Genomic DNA, 22,181 nt, shown 5'->3' with positions numbered 1-22,181 from the left:
GTTAAGCGGGAGCACCGAGAAGATCAAGAAGGCGGCGCATTTCCGCGTGGCTTTTAAGCTGCAAAACCGGAATGTTCGCTCCATGTCTCTGCAATTGCGCCAGAATGTGAGGCACAAAGCGCTTCTCGAAATTCCAGATGTAGGAGAGGAATTCCCGATCAGGAACGCGCTCGACGCAGCCTGGCGCCATGTCCGGCCGGGTTTTACCCAGATAGCGGAAGGCCCGCTTTGTCACGCCGAGTAGACATCGCCAGCGGGGAACGCGCACCCAGACCACCATCTGCGCCCGCGGCAGCCTGAGATCGAAGGTTGACGATCCGCTGCCATCCATGAGCCAGCGCTCGCGCGACACTGTTTCGGCGATTAGCGCCCTCTCTTCCGCTTTCTCGCGTTTCACCCAACCCGGCAGCCAATAGAACTCGCGATCCATCGAGACATAGGGGATGTCGAGGCGATCGCAGATCCGGCGCGAGAGCGTACTTTTGCCGCCGCCCGAACAACCGATCACCATGATGCGATCCGCTCGGCGCAAGATGCCAGCGCCATGGCTCATATCGTCGATATATGCCGGCATCCTCTATAGCTCCCCGTTGGCGCTGCGTTAGGCAAGAAACAAATAAGCCGCGGCAACATCGCCGCGGCTCTTTGAAAACGCAAGCCTTCGTTGATTATTCAGCCGCTACAAGCAGCTTCTTTTCGCGGGCGGCCTTCAGGCGGGCGAAGTCGTCGCCGGCGTGGTGCGAAGACCGGGTGAGCGGGCTCGAAGCCACCATCAGGAAGCCCTTGGTGTAGGCCACCGTCTCGTAGGACTTGAATTCCTCCGGCGTCACGAAGCTCATCACTTGGTGATGCTTGCGGGTCGGCTGCAGGTATTGGCCGATCGTCAGGAAGTCGACATCTGCGGTGCGCAGATCGTCCATCAGCTGCAGGACTTCGTTGCGCTCTTCGCCCAGGCCGACCATGATGCCGGACTTGGTGAACATGGTCGGGTCGAGCTCCTTCACGCGCTGCAAGAGGCGGATGGAGTGGAAGTAGCGGGCGCCTGGGCGAACCGTCAGGTAGTTCCCGGCCACGGTTTCCAGATTGTGGTTGAAGACATCGGGCTTGGCAGCAACGACGCGCTCCAGCGCGCCCGGCTTCTTCAGAAAGTCCGGGGTCAGGATCTCGATGGTCGTCTCCGGCGATGCTGCACGGATCGCCCAGATCACCTTCTCGAAGTGTTCGGCGCCGCCGTCTTCCAGGTCGTCGCGGTCGACCGAGGTGATGACGACGTGGGAAAGGCCCATCTGCTTGACGGCCTTCGCGACATTTTCGGGCTCGGCCATGTCGAGGGCATTCGGCTTGCCGGTCGAGACGTTGCAGAAAGCGCAGGCACGCGTGCAGATCTCGCCCATGATCATGAAAGTCGCGTGCTTCTTGTCCCAGCACTCACCGATGTTGGGGCAGCCGGCTTCCTCGCAGACCGTGACGAGATTGTGTTCCTTGACGATCGAGCGCGTCTCCGCATAGCCCTTCGAGGTCGGAGCCTTCACGCGGATCCAGTCCGGCTTGCGCAGGACTTCCGTATCGGGGCGATGCGCCTTTTCCGGATGCCGCACGCGCTTGGCGTCGGGATTGATCGTGTCGAGAATGGTTACCATTGCAGTTTCAACTTTCCGCCGCCCCATGCGGCTTCATCAGTCTGCACATAAGCTTTTTGCCCGGCTCTTACAATTGAGCCGCGCGCATTATCGCTGGACGAGCCGCGCGAGGAATATCAGCAGGCAAGCGCCCAGAAAGCCGGTGATGAAATAACCGAGCCGTCCTCCGGCCACTTCGATGTGGAACTGCGCCAGAATGGCGGTCGCGACGACCGAACCGACGATTCCGAGCACGATGTTCAACAGAATGCCGTACCGCGCCTCCATCAGCTTGCCAGCGAGCCAGCCCGCAAGACCGCCGATGATGATTGCCGCTATCCAGCCCACACCTTCCATAGTCGCCCTACCCTCAGGCTATCGCCCTAGCGATCAGCACCACGATGATGGCGCCGACCGTGGCGTGAATGATCTGCACGACCAGCGCATTTTCAATACCGAGCGATATGCCCAAGGCATTGAACAGAAACCCGCCCACGAACGCACCGATAATGCCGCTCAGCAGGCACCGTATCAATCCGCCCCCACCGACGACCAGGCTCGCGAGAAAGCCCGCGGCGAGGCCGATCAGGAGGAAGATGAGCAGGGCCTGCGTCTCAATCGACATGATGATTTCCTTTCGTTTTTTCCACCCGGGATAGAGGGCGGAAAAGGAAATTATCAAGCGTTGAGCACCCGGCCGTAGGCGTCGAGCACCGCTTCCTTCATCGTCTCGGAAACGGTCGGATGCGGGAAGATCGTGTGCATCAACTCTTCCTCCGTCGTCTCCAGGTTCATGGCGACGACGAAGCCCTGGATCAGTTCGGTCACTTCAGCGCCGACCATGTGGGCGCCCAGGAGTTCGCCGGTCTTCTTGTCGAAGATGACCTTGCAGAGGCCCTGGTCTTCGCCGAGCGCGATCGCCTTGCCGTTTGCGACGAAGGAGAAGCGGCCGACGCGAATCTCACGGCCCGATTCCTTGGCCTTGGCTTCCGTCAGACCGACGGAAGCCACCTGCGGCTGGCAGTAGGTGCAGCCCGGAACCTTGCCCTTGTCGGTCGGATGAACGCCCGGAACGCCGGCGATCTTCTCGATACAGACGACGCCTTCATGCTCCGCCTTGTGGGCAAGCATCGGCGGGCCGGCGACGTCGCCGATCGCGTAGATACCCGGGACATTCGTCTTGCCGTAGCCATCGGCGACGACGCAGCCGCGATCGGTCTTCACGCCGAGCGCTTCGAGGCCGAGATTCTCGATATTGCCCTGGACGCCGACGGCGGAGATCATGCGATCCGCGGTGATCTGCTGCACCTTGCCGTCGGCGGTCTCGACATGCGCCGTGACGCTGTTGGCGCCCTTTTCGACCTTCGCCACCTTGGCGCTCGTGAAGATCTTCATGCCGCGCTTTTCCAGCTGCTTGCGGGCGATGGCGGTCACTTCCGCATCCTCGACCGGCATGACTGTCGGCATGATTTCGACCACCGTCACATCGACGCCCATCGACAGATAGAAGCTCGCGAATTCGATGCCGATGGCGCCAGAGCCCATGACGATCATCGACTTCGGCAGGACATCCGGTTTCAGTGCCTCGAAATAGGTCCAGATCAGCTTGCCGTCCGGCTCGATACCGGGAAGCGAACGCGGGCGAGCACCGGTCGCGACGATGATGTGCTTGGCGGTATAGGTGCCTTCCTGGCTCTTGATGTTCTTCGGCAGCGGATGCTGCGGCTCGACCACCGGCTTGGACGACTTCGAGACGACGATTTCGCCTGGCTGAGCGCCGGTCGAAGCCTTGGTGATTTTCGCCTCGCCCCAGATGACGTCGATCTTGTTCTTCTTCATCAGGAAGCCGACACCGGCATTCAGGCGGGCGGAAACGGCGCGCGAGCGGGCGACGACGGCCTTGGTATCCGGCTTGACGGTGCCCTCGAGAACGAGGCCGTATTCCTTCAGATGGTTCGAATGATCGAGAATTTCGGCCGAACGCAGCAGCGCCCTGGTCGGGATGCAGCCCCAGTTCAGGCAAATGCCGCCCAGATGCTCGCGTTCGACGATCGCGGTCTTCAATCCCAGCTGACCAGCGCGCACGGCGGCGACATAGCCGCCCGGTCCGGAGCCGATGATGATGACGTCGTAGTTCTCAGCCATATTTTCCTGCCTTTGTTATCGGGCGTGGCGGGCCAAAAGCGCCCACTCGTGTTTCCTGCTGTTTTTCAAAAAGCGCCACAGCGTCTGCGCCGCCTCCGCCGCGCTCGCCGTTCCGCCCGCCGCAGCGCGACGAAGGAGGCCATGATCAGAGCCCCAGCATCATCCGCACGATCGATTCCAGGCCGCGCCCGAGAGCGCGGGTATTTTCGGCATCGAGATGAATGCCGTCGATCGGCGTCGTCTTGGCGACGGAGTTACCGTCGAAGAAGCCGCAGCCGAGTTCGTCGGCAAGGTCACGATAAAGCGTCGCGAGTTTCGCCGATTCCTCAACACCGCCCGGGAACGATGCTGCGAAGGGCACATTGCCCGTCGCGCAGATCGCCGGCGGTGCCACGATCAGAATATCCGGCCCGTCGAGTTCGAAGGGCCAGGCGTGGTTGCGGATCAGCCGAACCAGACGCGCGATGCCTTGGCAGGCGGCAAAAGCCGAACCTGCCACGACCGGCTTCATGTCGTTGGTCCCGAGCAGTATAATGACGAGATCAAGCGGTGCATGCGTCTGCAGGATTGTCGGCAGGACGCGCGCACCGTTGCGGTCGCAATCGGCGAGGTGATCGTCGAAAGCGGTGGTCCGCCCGTTCAAGCCCTCTGGAATGATACGCGCCTCGCCGCCGAGCGCCGCCTGAAGCACGCTCGGCCAGCGGTCCTCATAGGCGTGGCGGCCGATCGTCTCGGCGTCGTATCCCCAGGTCAGCGAGTCGCCATAGCAAAGAACGGTCTTCGTCATATCTCGATCGTCCAAAGGCTGAGCAACGTGCCGATCAGCTGAAATAAGAAGCCAAAGAAGATCATTCCAAAGCCGAGATAGTCGAGTACCTTCGGCAACTTTTCATTTCTCTCAATAGCCCTCATGCCGCCGCCTTTTCCATCGCGATCGGACGACCAAACCTCAAAGCCGTCCAGCCTGTTAAAGTTGCGCGCAAAATTTCCATTGTAAAACAGGATAACAAATCCAGTGATATCCAACAGAAGCCCGACCGCCGACCACACGTTACACCAGCATGCCCATCGGGTTTTCGATGTAGCCCTTGAAGGCCTGCAGCAGCTGGGCACCGAGCGCACCGTCAACGCAACGGTGATCGGTCGAAAGCGTGACGCTCATGACGGTCGCAATGGCCATTTCGCCCTTCTTGACGATGACGCGCTGCTCGCCCGCACCGACGGCAAGGATGGTCGCATGCGGCGGGTTGATGACGGCAGCAAAATCCTTCACGCCCATCATGCCCATGTTCGAGACCGAGGTCGTACCACCCTGGTATTCCTCGGGCTTCAGCTTGCGGTCTTTGGCGCGCTTGCCGAGATCCTTCATCTCGTTGGAGATGACCGACAGCGTCTTCGTTTCCGCATTGCGGACGATCGGAGTGATCAGGCCGCCCGGGATCGACACGGCGACGCCGACATCGGCATGCTTGTGCTTGACCATGTTGTTCTCGGTCCAGGAGACGTTGGCATCCGGAACATCGCGCAGCGCGAGCGCCATGGCCTTGATGACCATGTCGTTGACGGAGAGCTTGTAGGCCGGAACACCGTCCTTCGACTTCGGCGCAGCGTCGTTGAGCTGGGTACGAAGCGCCAGCAGCGCATCGAGCTCGCAATCGACGGTGACGTAGAAGTGGGGAACAGTCTGCTTCGATTCCACCAGACGGCGGGCGATCGTCTTGCGCATGCCGTCGTGCGGCACGAGCTCGTAGGAGCCCGGCTCGAAGAGCTTGAGAACAGCCTCCTCGGAAGCGCCCTTGGCGACGGGAGCCGGCGCTGCGGCAGCCTGCGGTGCAGCGGCAGCAGCCGGTGCGGCCTTGGCGCCACCACCGGCAACGGCGGCTTCGACGTCGCTCTTGACGACGCGACCGTGCGGACCGGAGCCGGCAACCGCGGAGAGATCGATCCCGGCTTCCTTTGCGAGGCGCCGTGCGAGCGGCGAGGAGAAGGTGCGATTGGCATCGACCGACGCTGCCGCAGGGGCTGCTGCCGGTACCGGAGCCGCCGCAGGCGCGGACTGCGCCGGAGCGGTTTCGGCCTTGGGCGCGGCAGCGGCCTCAGCCTTCGGAGCCGGTGCAGCGGAACCAGCACCGCTCGCCGCAGCACCAACGTCTTCGCCTTCACCGGCAAGAACGGCGATCAGCGCGTTGACTTTGACGCCTTCGGTGCCGGCCGGAACGACGATCTTGGCAACCGTGCCTTCATCGACGGCTTCGACTTCCATCGTCGCCTTGTCGGTCTCGATCTCAGCGATCACATCGCCGGACTTGACGGTGTCGCCTTCCTTGACGAGCCACTTAGCCAGATTGCCTTCTTCCATCGTCGGAGAAAGGGCAGGCATTGTGATGTTGATAGGCATCGAAAATACCCTCCCCTTATTTGTAGCAAACGGCCTTCACGGCATCGACGACTTCGCCGACGTTCGGCAGGGCCAGCTTCTCGAGATTGGCGGCGTAGGGCATCGGAACGTCCTTGCCGGCAATCGTCAGGATCGGCGCATCGAGATAATCGAAGGCCTGCTGCATGACGCGCGTGGCGATTTCGGTACCGACGGACGACTGCGGATAGCCTTCCTCGACGGTAACCAGACGCCCGGTCTTCTTGACCGATTCGATGACAGCAGGCAGGTCCATCGGACGGATGGTGCGAAGATCGATCAGTTCGACGTCGATGCCGAGCTTTTCGAGTTCAGCCGCGGCCTTCGTGGCATAGGTCATCCCGATGCCCCACGAAACGACGGTCGCGTCCTTGCCTGGACGATGGATGCGCGCCTTGCCGATCGGCAGCACGAAGTTGTCGAGCTTCGGAACGTCGAAGTGCTGGCCGTACAGGATTTCGTTTTCAAGGAAGATGACCGGGTTCGGATCACGGATCGCCGCCTTGAGCAAGCCCTTCGCGTCTGCCGCCGTGTAGGGCATGACGACCTTGAGGCCCGGAACATGGCTGTACCATGCGGCATAGTCCTGGCTGTGCTGCGCGGCAACGCGGGCAGCGGCGCCGTTCGGGCCGCGGAAGACAATCGGAGCGCCCATCTGGCCGCCGGACATGTAAAGCGTCTTGGCAGCGGAGTTGATGATCTGGTCGATCGCCTGCATGGCGAAGTTGAAGGTCATGAACTCGACGATCGGCTTCAGGCCGGCCATCGCAGCACCGACGCCTACGCCGGCAAAGCCGTGCTCGGTGATCGGGGTATCGACGACGCGGCGCGCGCCGAATTCCTGCAGAAGGCCCTGGGTCACCTTGTAGGCGCCCTGGTATTCGGCAACTTCCTCACCCATGACAAAGACGCTGTCGTCGGCGCGCATTTCCTCGGCCATCGCGTCGCGTAATGCTTCACGAACGGTCATCGACACCATTTCGGTGCCGGCCGGGATGTCCGGATCGCTCGGAACGGTCGCCTTCGGCTCAGCGGGAACCGGGGCAGCGGCGGCAGGCTTCTCTTCGACTTGCGGAGCGGCAGCGGCCGGCGCGGGCTGGGCAGCAGGAGCGGCCGAAATGTCGGACTCCGACTCGCCATCCTGCAGGAGGACCGCGATTTTGGCATTGACCTTGACGTTTTCAGTGCCGGCCGGAACCAGCAGCTTGCCGATAACGCCCTCGTCAACGGCTTCGACTTCCATCGTCGCCTTGTCGGTTTCAATCTCGGCGATCACGTCGCCGGAGGTGACCTTGTCACCTTCCTTCTTGAGCCACTTGGAAAGCGTGCCTTCTTCCATCGTCGGAGAGAGGGCGGGCATGAGAATATCGATAGGCATGGGTTCCCTCCCCGATTAAAGCAGAATGTCGGTGTAGAGCTCGGATGCATCCGGCTCCGGATCGTTCTGGGCGAAATCGGCGCTGTCGGCGACGATATCGCGGACGTCCTTGTCGATCGCCTTCAGATCGTCTTCGGAAGCCCAACCTTTCTCGATAAGACGGGCCTTTACCTGCTCGATCGGGTCCTGCTCGGAGCGCATCTTCTGCACTTCTTCCTTCGAGCGGTACTTCGCCGGGTCGGACATCGAGTGACCGCGATAGCGGTAGGTCAACATTTCGAGGATGATCGGGCCCTTGCCGGAACGGCAATGCTCCAGAGCCTCGTCCGCAGCTGCCTTGACGGCGCGGACATCCATGCCGTCAACCTGGATGCCCGGAATGCCGAAGCCCGAGCCGCGCAGCGAGTAGTTCGACTGTGCCGTCGCGCGGGCCGTCGAGGTGCCCATGGCATAACGGTTGTTTTCGACGATATAGATGATCGGCAGCTTCCAGAGTGCTGCCATATTGAAGCTCTCGTAAACCTGGCCCTGGTTTGCAGCACCGTCGCCGAAATAGGCGACACTCACAGAGTCGTTGCCACGATACTTGTTGGCGAAAGCGAGACCGGTGCCCAGCGAAACCTGTGCGCCGACGATGCCGTGGCCGCCGTAGAAGTTCTTCTCTTTGGAGAACATGTGCATGGAGCCGCCCTTCCCTCGGGAATAGCCGCCCCGGCGTCCGGTCAGTTCCGCCATGACGCCGCGCGCGTTCATGCCGGTTGCCAACATATGGCCGTGGTCACGATACGCGGTGATAACCTGGTCGCCTTCCTTCTGCGCCATCTGCATGCCGACGACGACGGCTTCCTGGCCGATGTAGAGGTGACAGAAACCACCAATAAAACCCATGCCGTAAAGCTGGCCGGCCTTTTCCTCAAAACGGCGGATCAGAAGCATCTCGCGATAGGCTTTGAGCTCCTCGTCGCGATTGAAATCAGCAACGGGGCCACCATTAGAGGCCTTGGCTACGGATTTTGTGCTGGCTTTACGGCTGGAAACGGTCGCGTTCTTTCGCGGCGCCATTCAACCCTCCCTATGGGTTTGTCGTTTATTGGGTGGCGCGTACCATAGGGAAGAAATATAGCCACAGCAATGCCATAAATGCATGGCTCGTATTCTGAGGTAAACTACTGATAATACTCAAAAATCGTCGATTAACCGATTTTCGGTTAATTGGCGTAGGAATTGAAGATCACGATCTCGTCGGCGCGCGACATATTCAGCTGGTAGCGCGCTTTTTCATCCAGCATATCCTTGTCCAGCGAGCCGTCGCTCAACAGCGCGACCTGCTGCTCGAGATGTTCGCGCTTCGCCTTGAGCGCCGCGAGATCGCGTTCGCGGGCAATGCGGCGCTGTTCGAACACTTCCGTCGCGCGCAGACCGTAGTCGCCGTGAATGCAATGATAGCCGAAGTAGGAGAGAAAGGCGACGGTCATCGCCGGAACGACCAAACGGCCGATCTTTTTCTTCTTATGATGCTTTGTCCACATACGCACACTTGCTCTGACGCATTACCTAGTCCGATCAGCCTACCCCCGAGAGATTAACCGTCCGTTGACTATGAATTTTCCGGACAAGAAAAACCCGCGCCGGTCGGACGCGGGTTTCAAATCGTTGAGTTCTAAGCGCAATCAGCCGCGGATGATCGAACGGCCGGCATAGCGGGCCTGCGGGCCGAGGCCCTCTTCGATGCGGATCAGCTGGTTGTACTTCGCCAGACGGTCGGAGCGCGACAGCGAGCCGGTCTTGATCTGACCGCAGTTGCTGGCAACCGCGAGATCGGCAATCGTGGAATCTTCGGTTTCGCCCGAGCGGTGCGACATGACGGCGGTATAAGCCGCCTTATGCGCGGTGTTGACCGCATCCAGCGTTTCCGTCAGCGAGCCGATCTGGTTCACCTTGACGAGGATCGAATTGGCGACACCCATGCGGATGCCGTCACGCAGGCGCTCCGAGTTGGTGACGAAGAGATCGTCGCCAACCAGCTGGCACGTCTTGCCTGCAAGGTCGGTCAGAGCCTTCCAGCCGTCCCAATCGTCTTCAGCCATGCCGTCTTCGATGGAGATGATCGGATACTTGCCGACGAGTTCGGCGAGGTATTCGGCCATGGCGCCGGATTCCAGCGTGCGGCCCTCGCCTTCAAGCACGTACTTGCCGTCCTTGAAGAATTCGGTCGAGGCGCAATCGAGACCGAGGAAAATGTCTTCACCCGGCTTGTAGCCGGCTTTCTCGATCGACTTCATGATGAAATCGAGGGCTTCGGGCGCACTCTTCAGACCCGGTGCAAAACCGCCTTCGTCGCCGACGTTGGTATTGTGGCCCTGAGCCGACAGTTCCCTCTTGAGGACGTGGAACACTTCCGAACCCATGCGCACAGCTTCGCGGATCGAATCGGCGCCAACCGGCAGGATCATGAATTCCTGGAAGTCGATCGGGTTGTCGGCATGGGCGCCGCCGTTGATGATGTTCATCATCGGGACGGGCAGCAGATGGGCGCTGGCGCCGCCAACATAGCGGTAGAGCGGCAGACCGGCAGCCTGGGCGGCGGCCTTGGCGACGGCGAGCGATACGCCGAGGATGGCATTGGCGCCGAGGCGCGATTTGTTCGGCGTGCCATCCAGTTCGATCATGATGTTGTCGATCTGGATCTGGTTCTCGGCGTCGATGCCGCCGATCGCATCGAAGATTTCGGTATTGGCGGCCTCGACGGCCTTTTCCACGCCCTTGCCGAGATAGCGCTTGCCGCCGTCGCGAACTTCAACGGCTTCGTGGGCGCCGGTCGAAGCGCCCGACGGCACCGCCGCCCGGCCCATGCTGCCGTCTTCGAGATAGACATCGACTTCAACGGTCGGATTGCCACGGCTGTCAAGAATCTCGCGGGCAATAATGTCGGTAATTGCAGTCATGGTTTCTCCTGCTCGGTGGCGGTTAAATCGTTTGAAATCGTCTTAATCGAAGACGCGCAAATTACAATGGCGCTTTGAGCGTCCTCCGCTGCAGCGATCGTACGTGGCCTATTACACGATCATGTCAGACTTTTGAACGTCAGTTCTTCGCGATTGCGTCGAACGCCAGCAGCTTTTCGAGAAGCCGCGGCATGTCCTTCAGATGGACCATGTTCGGGCCGTCGGACGGGGCGTTGTCGGGATTCTCATGTGTCTCGATGAAGACGCCGGCAACACCGACGGCGACAGCGGCGCGCGCCAGCGTTTCCACGAATTCGCGCTGCCCGCCTGACGAACCACCCTGCCCGCCCGGCTGCTGCACCGAATGGGTAGCGTCGAAAATCACCGGCGCGCCCATCGCCGCCATGATCGGCAGTGAGCGCATGTCGGAAACCAGCGTGTTGTAGCCGAAGGAGGCACCGCGCTCGCAAAGCAGGATGTTCGGATTGCCGGTCGCATTCAGCTTGCCGAGGACGTTCTTCATATCCCACGGCGCCAGGAACTGGCCCTTCTTGACGTTGATTGCCCGGCCAGTCTTGGCGGCGGCTACCAGAAGGTCCGTCTGACGGCTGAGGAAGGCAGGGATCTGCAGGATATCGACCACCGTAGCGACTTCCGCGCATTGCTCTTCCGTATGGACATCGGTCAACACCGGAAAACCGAACTCCTTTTTCAGATCGGCGAAGACTTCCAGCGACGTTTCAAGCCCGATGCCGCGCTGGGCGGAAAGCGACGTGCGGTTCGCCTTGTCGAAGGACGACTTGTAAACGAGGCCGATGCCGAGCTTCTTGCAGAGTTCGCTCAAAACGCCGGCGACCATGAAGGCGTGCTCGCGGCTTTCCATCTGGCAGGGACCGGCAATCAGCGACAGCCGGCCGCTGTTGGAAAACACAACGCGCCCGGCGCCTTCGCCGACTGCGACTTCGGAGTTGGTATTGCTCATGGGGTCTCCTCAAAGGCGAAGATTGCACCCTGGCCGGGCGCAGGCTTCACCAGAACTCTGTTGCTGATGCGTGTATAGGTCATCCCGTTAGCAGCCAGAAGGGCCTCTGTCACGGTAATATCTCGGGTGCGGAAAACGATGGCGCTGCCGCGGAGCCCCTTGTCGGCCAACGGCTGTGCGACATCGAAATAGGCTTCCATCCCCTCCTGAGACAGCAGACTGATTTTGACGTTGGGAGTTGTGACTGCGAGGCCGAAACTGGTGCTCTCTACCTTTGCCCCGGACGCCGCCAGTTGGACGAAAGAGCCAAACGCTTCTGGCTCCGGCGCGCTTAGCACGACCTCCCGAATACCGGCTACGCCATTTTCGTGTTTTTCCAGCGCGTCATGGTTGGCGGGAAAGGCATTGATGCGCTGGCAGGCAAAGAGAAAGAAATCCGGCGCCCTGAGATCGGCCGCAAAAGCGAGCTTGAAGGCGCCGGTCGATTGCGAGCCATCCGGCATTTCGATCGGACGCGAAAACTCCAGCATGTCGCCGCCGCTCTGCCTGGCATTCATGAAGGCAGAATGATCGGCGTCCGCATCCTCTGTGCTAAAAGCGACCGCAGAAAACCCGTCATTGCCGCACCGGAAGCGAAAAGCCTGGTCGCGCGCCACAAAAACATTGCCCCCGCGCACGGATGTTTCACATTTCTTCGCATTCTCGATACCAAGCGGCTCGAGATAGGTCTTGTCGGCAAAGAAGATGCAAGCGTTCTCCGTTCCGAACGGGTGGCCGCCCTCTGGCGCAATGGTAAATCCCAGCCTTCCCAGCCGCTCGCGCGCCAGGTCGATGTCCGTGACCGGTAGGACAAGGTGATCCAGTGGATGAGGCATCGGGCGCGTCTCCATTTTTCCAGTGCTCCAGATTTGCGCGGCCTGTTCCCCCGATGCAAGCTGCAAGCGGTGACCCGGCAAACAAAAAGTCCCAAAATGAATGCACTTCAGAAAAAGTTTTACCGAAATTTAGGTACTTGCGGAACACATATGGAACATATAGTGTCTGTTCTGGCTTTGTTTCACGAATCTGGGGTTAAACTTCGATGCTGACGCGCAAACAACAGGAGCTTCTCCTCTTTATTCATGAGCGGATGAAAGAATCCGGCGTCCCGCCATCCTTCGACGAAATGAAGGATGCGCTGGATCTCGCCTCCAAATCCGGCATCCACCGCCTGATTACGGCGCTTGAGGAGCGTGGTTTCATTCGTCGCCTACCGAACCGGGCTCGCGCACTTGAGGTGATCAAGCTTCCGGAGGCCTACAGCCCGAGCATTCAGCCGCGCCGCGGCTTTTCGCCAAGCGTCATCGAGGGTAGCCTCGGCAAACCGCAGCCGGTAGCAGCCCCGCCGAAGCCGGCGAACGAAGACAACAACAGTGCTGTTTCCGTTCCCGTCATGGGCCGCATCGCGGCCGGCGTGCCGATCTCGGCAATCCAGAACAATACCCACGACATCACCGTCCCCGCCGATATGCTGGGGTCGGGCGAGCACTACGCACTTGAGGTCAAGGGCGATTCGATGATCGACGCCGGCATCTTCGACGGCGATACGGTCATTATCCGCAATTCAAATACCGCAAACCCCGGCGACATCGTTGTCGCACTGGTCGATGACGAGGAAGCGACCCTCAAGCGGTTCCGCCGCAAGGGAGCCTCGATCGCGCTTGAAGCCGCAAACCCGGCATATGAGACACGTATCTTCGGGCCGGACCGCGTCAAGGTTCAAGGCAAGCTCGTCGGCCTCATTCGCCGCTATCACTAACCGGCAACGCATCCCCGGCAAATGTGCCACTGCGCCAATCATAGGCGCGGTGCCGGCTCCAGGGGCGGTCGAGTGTTTCGAAAGCGGTTGTGACGTCTGCGGCGCCGTTTCCAAAGCGTAACTCGACGGCGCCGGTTTTCCTCAGGGTTTCGCCGGTAAACAGCATTGCTCCGGATCGGCAGGTGCCGGACCGCAGCTTGACCGGCGTCACGACGATATCCGCTGTGTCGCAAGCCGGGCCGAAATAGGCCGCATTTTCGATCACTGCGAGGATGGAGCCGTTCTCGAGCTCTGCCGTGCACCAGGCTTTTTTGACGCAGGTGAAATGGCCTGCCGAAGCGGCGTTCCGCATCGCATCTCTTGCTTCTTCCTGTTGCGTCGGAGAAAGCCTCAATCTCTCCCCGTCTTTTGCCGAAGGCGGGGCCGAGGCGGTATCAAGCAATTTTGGCGGCCGGTGGTCATCGATAACCAGCGCTCGTTTCCACTGGTCGAAAATGAAATCCGGCGGGCGTTCGCGGTTGGAGGCGAGAGCGGATTGCCTGACGATTGCAACAAGACTTCCATCTTCGGCAATCACGACATCTGGCGCGGCTCTACCGGGCATGAGCGCAACGGCAAGCGTTGAACCGGCGATGATCGCTGTTCCCATATGCCTAAGCCGGGTGCGCAGCAGCGTGAGCAGCAGGAAGCCGGCGACCGCTGCCGGAAAATACCAGCCGGGCAGCCTGCCCACGCCGATGTCGCCGCCCCAGGACGACACCGTCTTGGCAACCGCGATTACGAGATCGAGACCGAAACCCACCACCTTCCACGGCAGCACGTCTAGCCCGAAGGGCATCAGCAGCATGGCAAGCAGGCCTGCAGGCATGATGACGAAGGAAATGATCGGCATGGCCGCGAGGTTGGCCGGCAGACCGTAGGCCGTCAGCCGGTGGAAATGCTCGATCGAGAACAATGCTGTCGAAAAGCCGCCGATGACGGATGTGAGCAGGATTCCGCCGAGAAAACCGGAAACGGAAACCAACAGCCGAAGCGATCGCATTTTTGAAAAAGGGCTTTCGCGCATCGGCCGCTCCTTCCAAAGCGCATATCCCGCGACCAGCGCCAGAGTGGCGGCAAAGGACATCTGAAAGCTCGGACCCATGATTTCGGAGGGCGAGATTGAGATGATGAGGAGTGCCGAAAGCGCGACATTGCGGAGGCTGATGGAGGGCCGGTCGAAGAAGACTGCAACCAGCATGATTGCCATCATGATGAAGGCGCGTTCGGCCGAAACGGCAAAACCTGAGATCAAGAAGTAGGCCGTCACCGCCGCCAGAGCACCCGCCGCCGCAATCTTTTTCGTCGGATAGGCCTGAGCGACACCCGGAAAGAGGCTGAGTATCGAACGGAATCCGACAAAGAAAATACCCGCCGACAGCGCCATGTTGAGCCCGGAGATTGCGATGATATGGGCAAGACCGGACTGACGGAGTGCCTCTGTCGTCTCGCTGGAAATTGCCCGGCGCTCGTCCGTCACCAGCGCGGCGGCAAAAGCACCGGTGTCACCGGGCAGGATCGACCTTATGCGATCGCCAATACTGCTGCGCAGGCGATAGAGCCATTCCAGCCAATTTTCGCCGAAATTTCGAGCGTCCTCCTGCCCCGGTGGCACCGGCACTGGCGCACCATAGAAAAAGCCGTTGGCGCCGATGCCGTCAAAATAGGTCTTGACGGCAAAGTCGTTCAAGCCCGGGAGCGCTGGCCCGGCCGGGGGCGTCAATCGCGCCCTGCCCTTCAGCCAGGTGCCGGTCTCGAACTCGGCTTTCCGCCCTCGTGCAACGACGGTAACCCGCGCCGGCGGCCGCTTCAACAACGGCTGCTCCGTGGCCCGGACAGATAGAACGTAACGCCATCCGCCGCGGCCATCGCCTTCCCGCCGCTCGACCCGGCCGGTCAGCGTCGTGGTCACGGCGGAATCGAGCATCAGCGTTGCCGCGCGCCGCGTCTCGAATTGCGCGGCCAATATGCCGCAAAGGATGAGCGCAAGCGCCGTCAGGACAGCGCGCAGCACCTCACGGTTGCGATTCGTCACGGCGAGCGCCGCAAGCATAAAAAACAGGCAGAGGCCCGAGGAGCGCATTGAAACGCCGCCGCCGGCGACAAACCAGATTGCCGCACCCAGCCCCAGAAAGACGGGCGCAAACAGCAGCCGTGCGCCATGCGCCGTTTCCTCGCCCGCCATCCGCAGAACAGAGGCCTGGAGATGTACGCGCATCTGGGGAACGGCAGCTAGCCGCGGGCGATTGTTTTGCGTGCGCTGCAAGTGCCATCGCGCAGCGTCGACCGGCGCGGGGAGACGTCCGCGCGGCAGCTTGTCTGCAACACCTGCTGACGAGCCGATGTGCGTTTCGCTCGTTCTCAACTCCGGCATGTACCCCAGTCCGGCAGCGCCTTAAAATACAACCAGAATGCCGTCTAGAGAGGGTTTCAGCAATAAATAAATGACGGAAAAAAGACAAACACATGCAGCCTGAAAAAGCCGAGCCAAGCATCGGCTTCCGCTATGCATTTCTGTCATCGCAGCAGTGCCCAAAAGTTGATACTGCGATGCACAAAATGACGTCACGGTAACTTGGCATTAGCGTCTCGATCATATAGCAATCGCTGAGGACGCTTAACCCCTGTGGCGCTTTTATGGCGCCGCCCCCGCCAGTTGGAGGATCACCATGACTGATCAAAGCGCAACAATCAAAATCGGCGAGAAGTCCGCCAATCTTTCCGTGAAAAGCGGGACGATCGGGCCGGACGTCATCGATATTGGTGCACTCTATAAAAACACCGGTGCCTTCACGTACGACCCTGGTTTTACCTCGACCGCGGCCTGTGAATCAAAGATCACCTATATCGACGGCGACGAAGGCGTTCTGCTGCATCGCGGATATCCGATCGAACAGCTCGCCGAACATGGCGACTTCCTCGAAGTCTGCTATCTGCTGCTCTACGGCGAATTGCCGACGGCTGCTCAGAAAAAGGATTTCGATTATCGCGTCACGCATCACACGATGGTGCATGAGCAGATGTCGCGGTTCTTCACCGGCTTCCGCCGCGATGCGCATCCGATGGCTGTGATGTGCGGCTGTGTCGGCGCGCTGTCGGCCTTCTATCACGACTCGACCGACATCACCGATCCGCATCAGCGCATGGTCGCAAGCCTGCGCATGATCGCAAAGATGCCGACGCTTGCCGCCATGGCCTACAAGTACCATATCGGCCAGCCCTTCGTTTATCCGAAGAACGATCTCGACTATGCGTCGAACTTCCTGCGCATGTGCTTTGCCGTTCCTTGCGAAGAATACACCGTCAATCCGGTTCTCTCGCGCGCCATGGATCGCATCTTCATCCTGCATGCCGATCACGAGCAGAACGCATCGACCTCGACGGTTCGTCTCGCCGGTTCCTCGGGCGCCAATCCGTTTGCCTGCATCGCAGCCGGCATTGCCTGCCTTTGGGGTCCGGCACACGGCGGTGCAAACGAAGCAGCGCTCAACATGCTTTCGGAAATCGGCTCGGTCGACCGCATTCCGGAATACATCGGCCGTGCCAAGGACAAGAATGATCCGTTCCGCCTGATGGGCTTCGGTCACCGCGTCTACAAGCACTACGATCCGCGCGCCAAGATCATGCAGAAGACGACGCATGAAGTTCTCGGCGAACTTGGCATCAAGGACGATCCGCTTCTCGAAGTCGCGATGGAACTCGAGCGCATTGCGCTGACCGATGAATACTTCATCGAGAAGAAGCTCTATCCGAACATCGACTTCTATTCCGGCATCACGCTGAAGGCTCTGGGCTTCCCCACGACGATGTTCACCGTTCTCTTCGCTCTGGCGCGCACCGTTGGCTGGATCGCCCAGTGGAACGAGATGATCGAAGATCCGCAGCAGCGTATCGGCCGTCCGCGCCAGCTTTATGTGGGTGAACCGCAGCGCGATTACGTGCCGGTTTCGAAGCGCTAAGCCGCCTCGCCCGACAAAAAACCCGGTCAGTGATGACCGGGTTTTTTCTTGTCCAGAACGTCGAGAACAACATCCGCCGCCCGCTCGCCAGGCGGTTTTTCGGTCTGCATGCGCTGCCAGACGAGGTCGAAGCCCTCCACCATCGCGCGCCGCTGCAGCGTGTCCTGCGACAGTTGCTCCATCCAGCGGGCAAGACCGCCGCCGCGCAAGACGTCGTTGAAATATTCCGGCACCACGGCGTAGTCGGCGATCAGATTTGGAATTGATGCCGTCCAGGTTTTTATCCGGGAGGTCAGCATTGTCATGATCCAGTCCGTCTTGTATGTCGAGACGGTCGGAACGCCGGTCAGAGCCAACTCGAGGACGACTGTGCCGGATGCGGCGAGTGCTGCGTCTGCCTCGCCAAAGGCGCGCCATTTTGCATCATTCCCGATCAGGATGTCGGGCTGGACCTTCCACTTTCCGACCAGTTCGCGGACGACAGCTTCGCGGCGGCTGACGGTCGGCATGACAAAACGCATGCCGCCGTTTCGTGCAACGAGCTCGTTCACGGCGGCCTCGAAATAGGGCATTAGCCTCGTGATCTCTGTCGAGCGCGACCCGGGCAGCAGCATGATGGTTTTCTGGCGGTCGCCTGAAATCCCACGCGCGACGCGACGGCCCCTCGCGGCGACGAGATCCCGATCAGCCGTCAACCGGTGACCGACATAGGTCGTCGGCGGCCCGCCCAGCCGCTCCATCACTTGTGGCTCGAACGGCAGAACGGCCAACACGTGGTCGACATAGCCCAGCATCGCTTGCGCGCGATATTCTTTCCACGCCCATACACTGGGACAGACATAATTGATGACCGGCAAATCCGGCAAGGCTTCGCGGACTCGTTTAGCCACGCGATGCGTGAAATCGGGACTGTCGATGATGACCAGAACATCTGGCCTTGCCGCGATGATCGCAGCCGCCGTCTGCCTGATGAGCGCAACAAGCTTCGGAAGCTTACCGAGCACCTGTGTGATGCCCATGATCGAAAGTTCGGAGAAGTCGAAGAGCGACCTTAACCCCTGCGCCTCCAACGCGTCGCCGCCGACGCCGACCAACTCGATTCCAGGCTGTCTTCGCTTCAGCGCCGCCACGAGATCGGCCCCGAGAAGATCTCCGGAAACTTCACCGGCGACGATCGCGAGCTTCATTGCAGCCCCCATGACGGCAAGCCGCGATCGAGTCCGCAGACAAAGAGTCCCGCCTCGTCGGCCGCCTTGATCACTGTCTGCCGATCTAGCACAAGCGCGCGGCCGGCCTCAATGGCAATGCCCGCCAACCCGGCCTTCTTCGCGTTTGTCACGGTCGACAGCCCGATCGACGGCAGGTCGGCGCGAATATCCTGCTGCGGCTTGCAGAGCTTAACCAGTACGCCGCGCCGGCGCGGCGAGACCCGCCCGGCAGCCCGCAGCGCAGCAACACGCTCAAGCATGCCGTCGGTCCCCTCGACGCCTTCCAGCGCCACAATGCGCCCGCCGACCGAGACAGCACCCTGCCCGACGTCGAGCGCGCCGAGCGCCTCGGCGGCTTGTGCAGCCTTCAGGATATCGGTTTTGTCGTCCTCTCCCGGCGACAGGGCGCCGATCGACCCAACAGCCGCCAGCAAGTCCGGCGCAATGTCCTGCGCACCAATGACCCGGCGGCCGTTATCCTCGATGAGCTTGATAACCATCTGCAGCACCGTGTCGTCGCCGCCCGAAAGCAGGGTCCGCACCACGGCCGGCATCTTCGCGATCGTCCGCCAGGTCGGCCGCACCTCCCGCCATTCGGGACGCCTGCGAACGCCGCCCGACATCACCACACGGGTGATGTTGTGACGATTGAAAAGTCCGTCCAGTGCCGCGAAATCACCGACGCCGATCACCGCATGGTCGTAGCCCTCCCATGACCGGTCGAGCTCTCCCTTCAACGAGATCACAAATGGATTCTCGCCGGCTGCCCGCGCCGCCTCGGCGACGTAGGAGGGCAGAAGACCGTTCCCCGCAATGATCGCCAGACGGCCTTTGTCGGTATCACCGGCGGGAGACAAGGGTCAGCCTTTCTGTCCTCGTGTCGGCGATGACAACGCGCGATCGCTCTCGGCGGCGATGAAGTCGAGGATGTGCATCGCTTGCTCGCAATCGGCGTATTCGTCGCGGATCGCCGCCGCGTTGTCGCGGATCGATCCGGAGCCCTCGAAGATCGCCTTGTAGGCGCGCCGCACTGTATGGATGACGGCGCGATCGATCCCGGCACGCGTCATGCCGACGACATTAAGACCGCCGAGCAAGCCGGGATTTCCATTCAGCATGCCGTAGGGGATGACATCGTAGCTGACGGCGGAAAGGCCGCCGACGAAGGCCTGACGGCCGACGCGCGTGAACTGATGAACCGCCGATCCACCGCCGAGAATAACCCGATCCTCAATCGTTACATGCCCGGCAAGCATGACATTATTCGACATGATGACGTTGCTGCCGACTTGGCAGTCATGGGCGACGTGCGAATTGGCAAGGAACAGGTTGTTGTTGCCGACGATCGTCTTGCCGCCGAAATCGACGGTCCCGGTATTCATCGTCACGCCTTCGCGGATGATGCAATTTTCACCAACGGTGAGCGTGGTCTCTTCTCCGCCATGGTGCACACTCTGCGGATCACCGCCTATGACCGCCATCGGAAAGATTCGCGTGCCTTTGCCGATCTCGGTCTTGCCGGTCACTACAGCGTGCGCCAGCAACTCGACGTTATCGTGAAGGACGACTTTGGGACCAACATGGCAGAACGGTCCGATCGTCACGCCTTCGCCTATCACGGCGCCGTCCTCGACAACAGCCATGGCATGGATGCGGGCGCTTGCGGCGATCGTGCTCATGCATCTTCCCTGCGCAGGATCATCGCGCCGATATCGGCTTCCGCGACCAGGCCGCCGTCCACCTTGGCGTCGCAATGGAATTTCCAGATATTGCCGCGCTGCTTCTGCTTCTTCACATGAAACTCGACCCGATCGCCCGGAATCACGGGCTTGCGGAAACGCGCATTGTCGATGGTCATGAAGTAGACCAGGTTGCCGTTCGTTCCATCCTTGCGCGCACAGATGGCGCCTGCCGTCTGCGCCATGCCTTCAATCAGCAAAACACCGGGCATTATGGGCGATTCGGGAAAATGGCCGGTGAAATGCGGCTCGTTGGCCGTCACATTCTTGATGCCGATCGCGGATTCATCGCCGTCGATCTCAACGATCTTATCGACCAGCAAAAACGGGTAGCGATGCGGCAGAAGCTTCATGATCTCCATGATGTCCGCCGACGAAAGCGACGCTTTGGCCCCCTCAGTCATTCTTCTCTCCAGTCTTGTGAGCCCGCGCGCCGGCGCGCGCCATTATTTCCGCAGATTCTCGAAGAAAATCTTTTACCGGGCGCGCCGGAATGCCGCCGTATCGCTCTCCGGCGGGAATGCTTTGGATGACGCCGCTTTTTGCCGCGATCTGCGCGCCATCGCCTATCACGATATGGCCATTAAGTCCTGCCTGGCCGCCGATCTGAACGCCGTTTCCTATGATCGTGCTGCCGGCTATGCCGACCTGCGAAACAATCGCGCAATGGCGTCCGATCTTGACGTTATGGCCAATCTGGACCTGATTGTCGATCTTGGTCCCTTCGCCGATCACCGTATCGTCCATTGTACCGCGATCAATCGTCGTATTTGCGCCAATTTCAACATTGTCCTGGATAATGACGCGGCCGATCTGAACGATCTTGATCATGCCTTGCGGCCCTGGCGCGTAGCCGAAGCCATCCTGGCCGATACGTGCGCCATTGTGCACGATCACACGGTTGCCCAGCAGAGCGCAGAGAATGCTGGCGCCGCCCGCGATCGTGCAATCGCGGCCAATCTTCACTCCTGGGCCGATGAGGGCACTGGCACCGATACGCGTACCCTGGCCGATTTCGGCGTTGGCCCCGATGACGGCAAAAGGCTCTACGATCACGCCCGGCTCGAGCCGCGCGGTCGGATCGACCACTGCGCTCGGCGAAACGTCGGTTGCGGAAGATACGAGCGCGACCGGCTGAAGCGCCTCCGGATGCAGGAGCCCGCCGGCGATGGCGAAAGCGGCATGCGGATTCTTCGACAACAGAACCGGAATGTGCGGCGGCACGGCTGAACTGATGGCAGGATCGCAAAGAACCGCAGAGGCCTGAGTGGTTTCAAGCTCGGCACGGCTCTTGCGCGAGATGATGTAGCAAAGGTCCCCCGCTTTCGCGCGGTTGATCGGCGCTACGGAGCGGATGAGGACATCGCCGCTATCAGGATTGGCTAGTTCCGCCCCGAGATGATGCGCCAGCTCCGAAAGTCTGACGCCATCTCCGGACGGAAAAAAATTGTTCTGCACCACCGGCAAAGCTCCAGTTTTCGATTCTGGATTGCCGATATCAGAATTGGTTGTTGATGCCAAACTTGAAGTACTGCGTCTTGTCGAAATCTTCCTTCACGACCGGGATCGCGTAATCGACGCGCAGTGCGCCGAACGGCGACTGCCAGACGATACCGAGACCCACGGACGCACGGAGATCCGCATTGTCGCCTTCCAACTTATCGTTGCCGCGCAGCGTAACGTCGTTGCCGAAAAGCGTACCGGCATCGGCAAACACCGCACCGCGCAGACCGAAGTCACGCGGGAAGAGCGGCATCGGGAACGTCGCTTCCGCCGACACGGTGAAATACGTCGTGCCGCCGAGCGGGTCGTCGTTGGAGCCAGCAATACGCGGGCCGATACCCTTGTTCTCGAAGCCGCGGATATCATTATTACCGAGCGTGAACTGGTCGAAGACGTTCAAATCGCTTCCGAAGCCGACAACATAGCCTGCGCCAGCAGCAACCGATCCAA

General features: G+C 60.5%; 23 protein-coding genes. 2 read left to right on the top strand and 21 right to left on the bottom strand.

Annotation, left to right across the window (positions count from 1 at the left end):
- Position 1 precedes the first annotated feature (1 nt).
- From ACPYOJ_RS04505 to ACPYOJ_RS04440, 14 genes are all read right to left on the bottom strand, one after another.
- A complete protein-coding gene (locus ACPYOJ_RS04505) occupies positions 2-574 on the bottom strand; it encodes a P-loop NTPase family protein (protein WP_481415173.1) in 573 nt (190 codons plus the stop codon).
- A gap of 94 nt (positions 575-668) precedes the next feature.
- Positions 669-1,640: a lipoyl synthase gene (gene lipA, locus ACPYOJ_RS04500; RefSeq protein ID WP_481415172.1), complete on the bottom strand. Its 972-nt coding sequence runs from the start codon at positions 1,638-1,640 to the stop codon at positions 669-671.
- An 87-nt stretch (positions 1,641-1,727) separates the two neighbouring features.
- On the bottom strand, positions 1,728-1,976 hold the full coding sequence (locus ACPYOJ_RS04495) for a GlsB/YeaQ/YmgE family stress response membrane protein (protein ID WP_481415171.1): 249 nt from the start codon (positions 1,974-1,976) through the stop codon (positions 1,728-1,730).
- Positions 1,977-1,989: 13 nt separating this feature from the next.
- On the bottom strand, positions 1,990-2,244 hold the full coding sequence (locus ACPYOJ_RS04490) for a GlsB/YeaQ/YmgE family stress response membrane protein (RefSeq protein WP_481415170.1): 255 nt from the start codon (positions 2,242-2,244) through the stop codon (positions 1,990-1,992).
- Positions 2,245-2,297: 53 nt separating this feature from the next.
- On the bottom strand, positions 2,298-3,764 hold the full coding sequence (lpdA, locus tag ACPYOJ_RS04485; RefSeq protein ID WP_481415169.1) for a dihydrolipoyl dehydrogenase: 1,467 nt from the start codon (positions 3,762-3,764) through the stop codon (positions 2,298-2,300).
- 145 nt (positions 3,765-3,909) lie between these two features.
- Positions 3,910-4,551: an SGNH/GDSL hydrolase family protein gene (locus tag ACPYOJ_RS04480; protein ID WP_481415168.1), complete on the bottom strand. Its 642-nt coding sequence runs from the start codon at positions 4,549-4,551 to the stop codon at positions 3,910-3,912.
- Positions 4,548-4,790, bottom strand: a complete 243-nt coding sequence (locus ACPYOJ_RS04475) for a hypothetical protein (protein ID WP_481415167.1) — start codon at positions 4,788-4,790, stop codon at positions 4,548-4,550. Before ACPYOJ_RS04475 ends, ACPYOJ_RS04480 begins: the two co-directional genes overlap by 4 nt.
- 25 nt (positions 4,791-4,815) lie before the next feature.
- Positions 4,816-6,162 carry a pyruvate dehydrogenase complex dihydrolipoamide acetyltransferase gene (locus tag ACPYOJ_RS04470; protein ID WP_481415166.1) on the bottom strand — a complete coding sequence of 449 codons (1,347 nt, stop codon included), beginning with the start codon at positions 6,160-6,162 and terminating at the stop codon, positions 4,816-4,818.
- A gap of 16 nt (positions 6,163-6,178) precedes the next feature.
- Positions 6,179-7,558, bottom strand: coding sequence for a pyruvate dehydrogenase complex E1 component subunit beta (locus tag ACPYOJ_RS04465; protein ID WP_481415165.1), 1,380 nt, complete (start codon positions 7,556-7,558; stop codon positions 6,179-6,181).
- A 15-nt stretch (positions 7,559-7,573) separates the two neighbouring features.
- Complete coding sequence (pdhA, locus tag ACPYOJ_RS04460; RefSeq protein WP_481415164.1) at positions 7,574-8,620, bottom strand: pyruvate dehydrogenase (acetyl-transferring) E1 component subunit alpha; 1,047 nt, start codon at positions 8,618-8,620, stop codon at positions 7,574-7,576.
- A gap of 146 nt (positions 8,621-8,766) precedes the next feature.
- A complete protein-coding gene (locus ACPYOJ_RS04455) occupies positions 8,767-9,087 on the bottom strand; it encodes an FtsB family cell division protein (protein WP_168832794.1) in 321 nt (106 codons plus the stop codon).
- A gap of 141 nt (positions 9,088-9,228) precedes the next feature.
- Positions 9,229-10,503: a phosphopyruvate hydratase gene (gene eno / locus ACPYOJ_RS04450; protein ID WP_481415163.1), complete on the bottom strand. Its 1,275-nt coding sequence runs from the start codon at positions 10,501-10,503 to the stop codon at positions 9,229-9,231.
- Positions 10,504-10,642: 139 nt separating this feature from the next.
- Positions 10,643-11,485, bottom strand: a complete 843-nt coding sequence (gene kdsA, locus ACPYOJ_RS04445; protein ID WP_168832796.1) for a 3-deoxy-8-phosphooctulonate synthase — start codon at positions 11,483-11,485, stop codon at positions 10,643-10,645.
- A complete protein-coding gene (locus ACPYOJ_RS04440; protein WP_481415162.1) occupies positions 11,482-12,360 on the bottom strand; it encodes a VOC family protein in 879 nt (292 codons plus the stop codon). The genes kdsA and ACPYOJ_RS04440 overlap by 4 nt, the downstream gene beginning before the upstream one ends.
- 206 nt (positions 12,361-12,566) lie before the next feature.
- Between ACPYOJ_RS04440 and lexA the strand changes: the two genes are divergently transcribed.
- On the top strand, positions 12,567-13,283 hold the full coding sequence (gene lexA / locus ACPYOJ_RS04435) for a transcriptional repressor LexA (protein ID WP_481415161.1): 717 nt from the start codon (positions 12,567-12,569) through the stop codon (positions 13,281-13,283).
- Here the strand turns inward: lexA and ACPYOJ_RS04430 are convergent.
- Positions 13,264-15,696 (bottom strand): ComEC/Rec2 family competence protein, encoded by a 2,433-nt coding sequence (locus ACPYOJ_RS04430; RefSeq protein ID WP_481415160.1) that lies wholly within the window; start codon positions 15,694-15,696, stop codon positions 13,264-13,266. The two genes, lexA and ACPYOJ_RS04430, sit on opposite strands and share 20 nt — an antisense overlap.
- Positions 15,697-15,991: 295 nt before the next feature.
- Here ACPYOJ_RS04430 and gltA point away from each other — a divergent pair, with 295 nt between their 5' ends.
- On the top strand, positions 15,992-17,281 hold the full coding sequence (gltA, locus tag ACPYOJ_RS04425) for a citrate synthase (protein WP_168832799.1): 1,290 nt from the start codon (positions 15,992-15,994) through the stop codon (positions 17,279-17,281).
- 26 nt (positions 17,282-17,307) lie between these two features.
- Here the strand turns inward: gltA and lpxB are convergent, their stop codons facing one another.
- The 6 genes from lpxB to ACPYOJ_RS04395 form a co-directional block, all read right to left on the bottom strand.
- Positions 17,308-18,480, bottom strand: coding sequence for a lipid-A-disaccharide synthase (gene lpxB, locus ACPYOJ_RS04420; protein ID WP_481415159.1), 1,173 nt, complete (start codon positions 18,478-18,480; stop codon positions 17,308-17,310).
- A complete protein-coding gene (locus ACPYOJ_RS04415) occupies positions 18,465-19,346 on the bottom strand; it encodes an LpxI family protein (RefSeq protein ID WP_481415158.1) in 882 nt (293 codons plus the stop codon). The genes lpxB and ACPYOJ_RS04415 overlap by 16 nt, the downstream gene beginning before the upstream one ends.
- 3 nt (positions 19,347-19,349) lie before the next feature.
- Entirely contained in the window at positions 19,350-20,168 is an 819-nt protein-coding gene (gene lpxA, locus ACPYOJ_RS04410; protein WP_481415157.1) for an acyl-ACP--UDP-N-acetylglucosamine O-acyltransferase, read from the bottom strand.
- The gene (gene fabZ, locus ACPYOJ_RS04405; protein WP_481415156.1) at positions 20,165-20,632 is read right to left on the bottom strand and encodes a 3-hydroxyacyl-ACP dehydratase FabZ; all 468 of its coding nucleotides are present in this window, start codon (positions 20,630-20,632) and stop codon (positions 20,165-20,167) included. Before fabZ ends, lpxA begins: the two co-directional genes overlap by 4 nt.
- A complete protein-coding gene (gene lpxD, locus ACPYOJ_RS04400; protein ID WP_481415155.1) occupies positions 20,625-21,689 on the bottom strand; it encodes a UDP-3-O-(3-hydroxymyristoyl)glucosamine N-acyltransferase in 1,065 nt (354 codons plus the stop codon). Before lpxD ends, fabZ begins: the two co-directional genes overlap by 8 nt.
- A 37-nt stretch (positions 21,690-21,726) precedes the next feature.
- On the bottom strand, positions 21,727-22,181 hold a 455-nt coding region (locus tag ACPYOJ_RS04395), incomplete at its 5' end, for a BamA/TamA family outer membrane protein (RefSeq protein WP_481415154.1).

This window comes from Rhizobium sp. SVR5-9E (assembly GCF_056755095.1).
Note: the sequence above shows the minus strand (reverse complement) of the source record. Positions and strands in the feature narration are given on the sequence as shown.

Excerpts from the sequence above, each read along its gene's own strand:
- ACPYOJ_RS04505 (WP_481415173.1), bottom strand. The coding sequence starts at position 574 with ATGCCGGCATATATCGACGATATGAGCCATGGCGCTGGCATCTTGCGC.
- lipA (WP_481415172.1), bottom strand. The coding sequence starts at position 1,640 with ATGGTAACCATTCTCGACACGATCAATCCCGACGCCAAGCGCGTGCGG.
- ACPYOJ_RS04495 (WP_481415171.1), bottom strand. The coding sequence starts at position 1,976 with ATGGAAGGTGTGGGCTGGATAGCGGCAATCATCATCGGCGGTCTTGCG.
- ACPYOJ_RS04490 (WP_481415170.1), bottom strand. The coding sequence starts at position 2,244 with ATGTCGATTGAGACGCAGGCCCTGCTCATCTTCCTCCTGATCGGCCTC.
- lpdA (WP_481415169.1), bottom strand. The coding sequence starts at position 3,764 with ATGGCTGAGAACTACGACGTCATCATCATCGGCTCCGGACCGGGCGGC.
- ACPYOJ_RS04480 (WP_481415168.1), bottom strand. The coding sequence starts at position 4,551 with ATGACGAAGACCGTTCTTTGCTATGGCGACTCGCTGACCTGGGGATAC.
- ACPYOJ_RS04470 (WP_481415166.1), bottom strand. The coding sequence starts at position 6,162 with ATGCCTATCAACATCACAATGCCTGCCCTTTCTCCGACGATGGAAGAA.
- ACPYOJ_RS04465 (WP_481415165.1), bottom strand. The coding sequence starts at position 7,558 with ATGCCTATCGATATTCTCATGCCCGCCCTCTCTCCGACGATGGAAGAA.
- pdhA (WP_481415164.1), bottom strand. The coding sequence starts at position 8,620 with ATGGCGCCGCGAAAGAACGCGACCGTTTCCAGCCGTAAAGCCAGCACA.
- ACPYOJ_RS04455 (WP_168832794.1), bottom strand. The coding sequence starts at position 9,087 with ATGTGGACAAAGCATCATAAGAAGAAAAAGATCGGCCGTTTGGTCGTT.
- eno (WP_481415163.1), bottom strand. The coding sequence starts at position 10,503 with ATGACTGCAATTACCGACATTATTGCCCGCGAGATTCTTGACAGCCGT.
- kdsA (WP_168832796.1), bottom strand. The coding sequence starts at position 11,485 with ATGAGCAATACCAACTCCGAAGTCGCAGTCGGCGAAGGCGCCGGGCGC.
- ACPYOJ_RS04440 (WP_481415162.1), bottom strand. The coding sequence starts at position 12,360 with ATGCCTCATCCACTGGATCACCTTGTCCTACCGGTCACGGACATCGAC.
- lexA (WP_481415161.1), top strand. The coding sequence starts at position 12,567 with ATGCTGACGCGCAAACAACAGGAGCTTCTCCTCTTTATTCATGAGCGG.
- ACPYOJ_RS04430 (WP_481415160.1), bottom strand. The coding sequence starts at position 15,696 with ATGCCGGAGTTGAGAACGAGCGAAACGCACATCGGCTCGTCAGCAGGT.
- gltA (WP_168832799.1), top strand. The coding sequence starts at position 15,992 with ATGACTGATCAAAGCGCAACAATCAAAATCGGCGAGAAGTCCGCCAAT.
- lpxB (WP_481415159.1), bottom strand. The coding sequence starts at position 18,480 with ATGGGGGCTGCAATGAAGCTCGCGATCGTCGCCGGTGAAGTTTCCGGA.
- lpxA (WP_481415157.1), bottom strand. The coding sequence starts at position 20,168 with ATGAGCACGATCGCCGCAAGCGCCCGCATCCATGCCATGGCTGTTGTC.
- fabZ (WP_481415156.1), bottom strand. The coding sequence starts at position 20,632 with ATGACTGAGGGGGCCAAAGCGTCGCTTTCGTCGGCGGACATCATGGAG.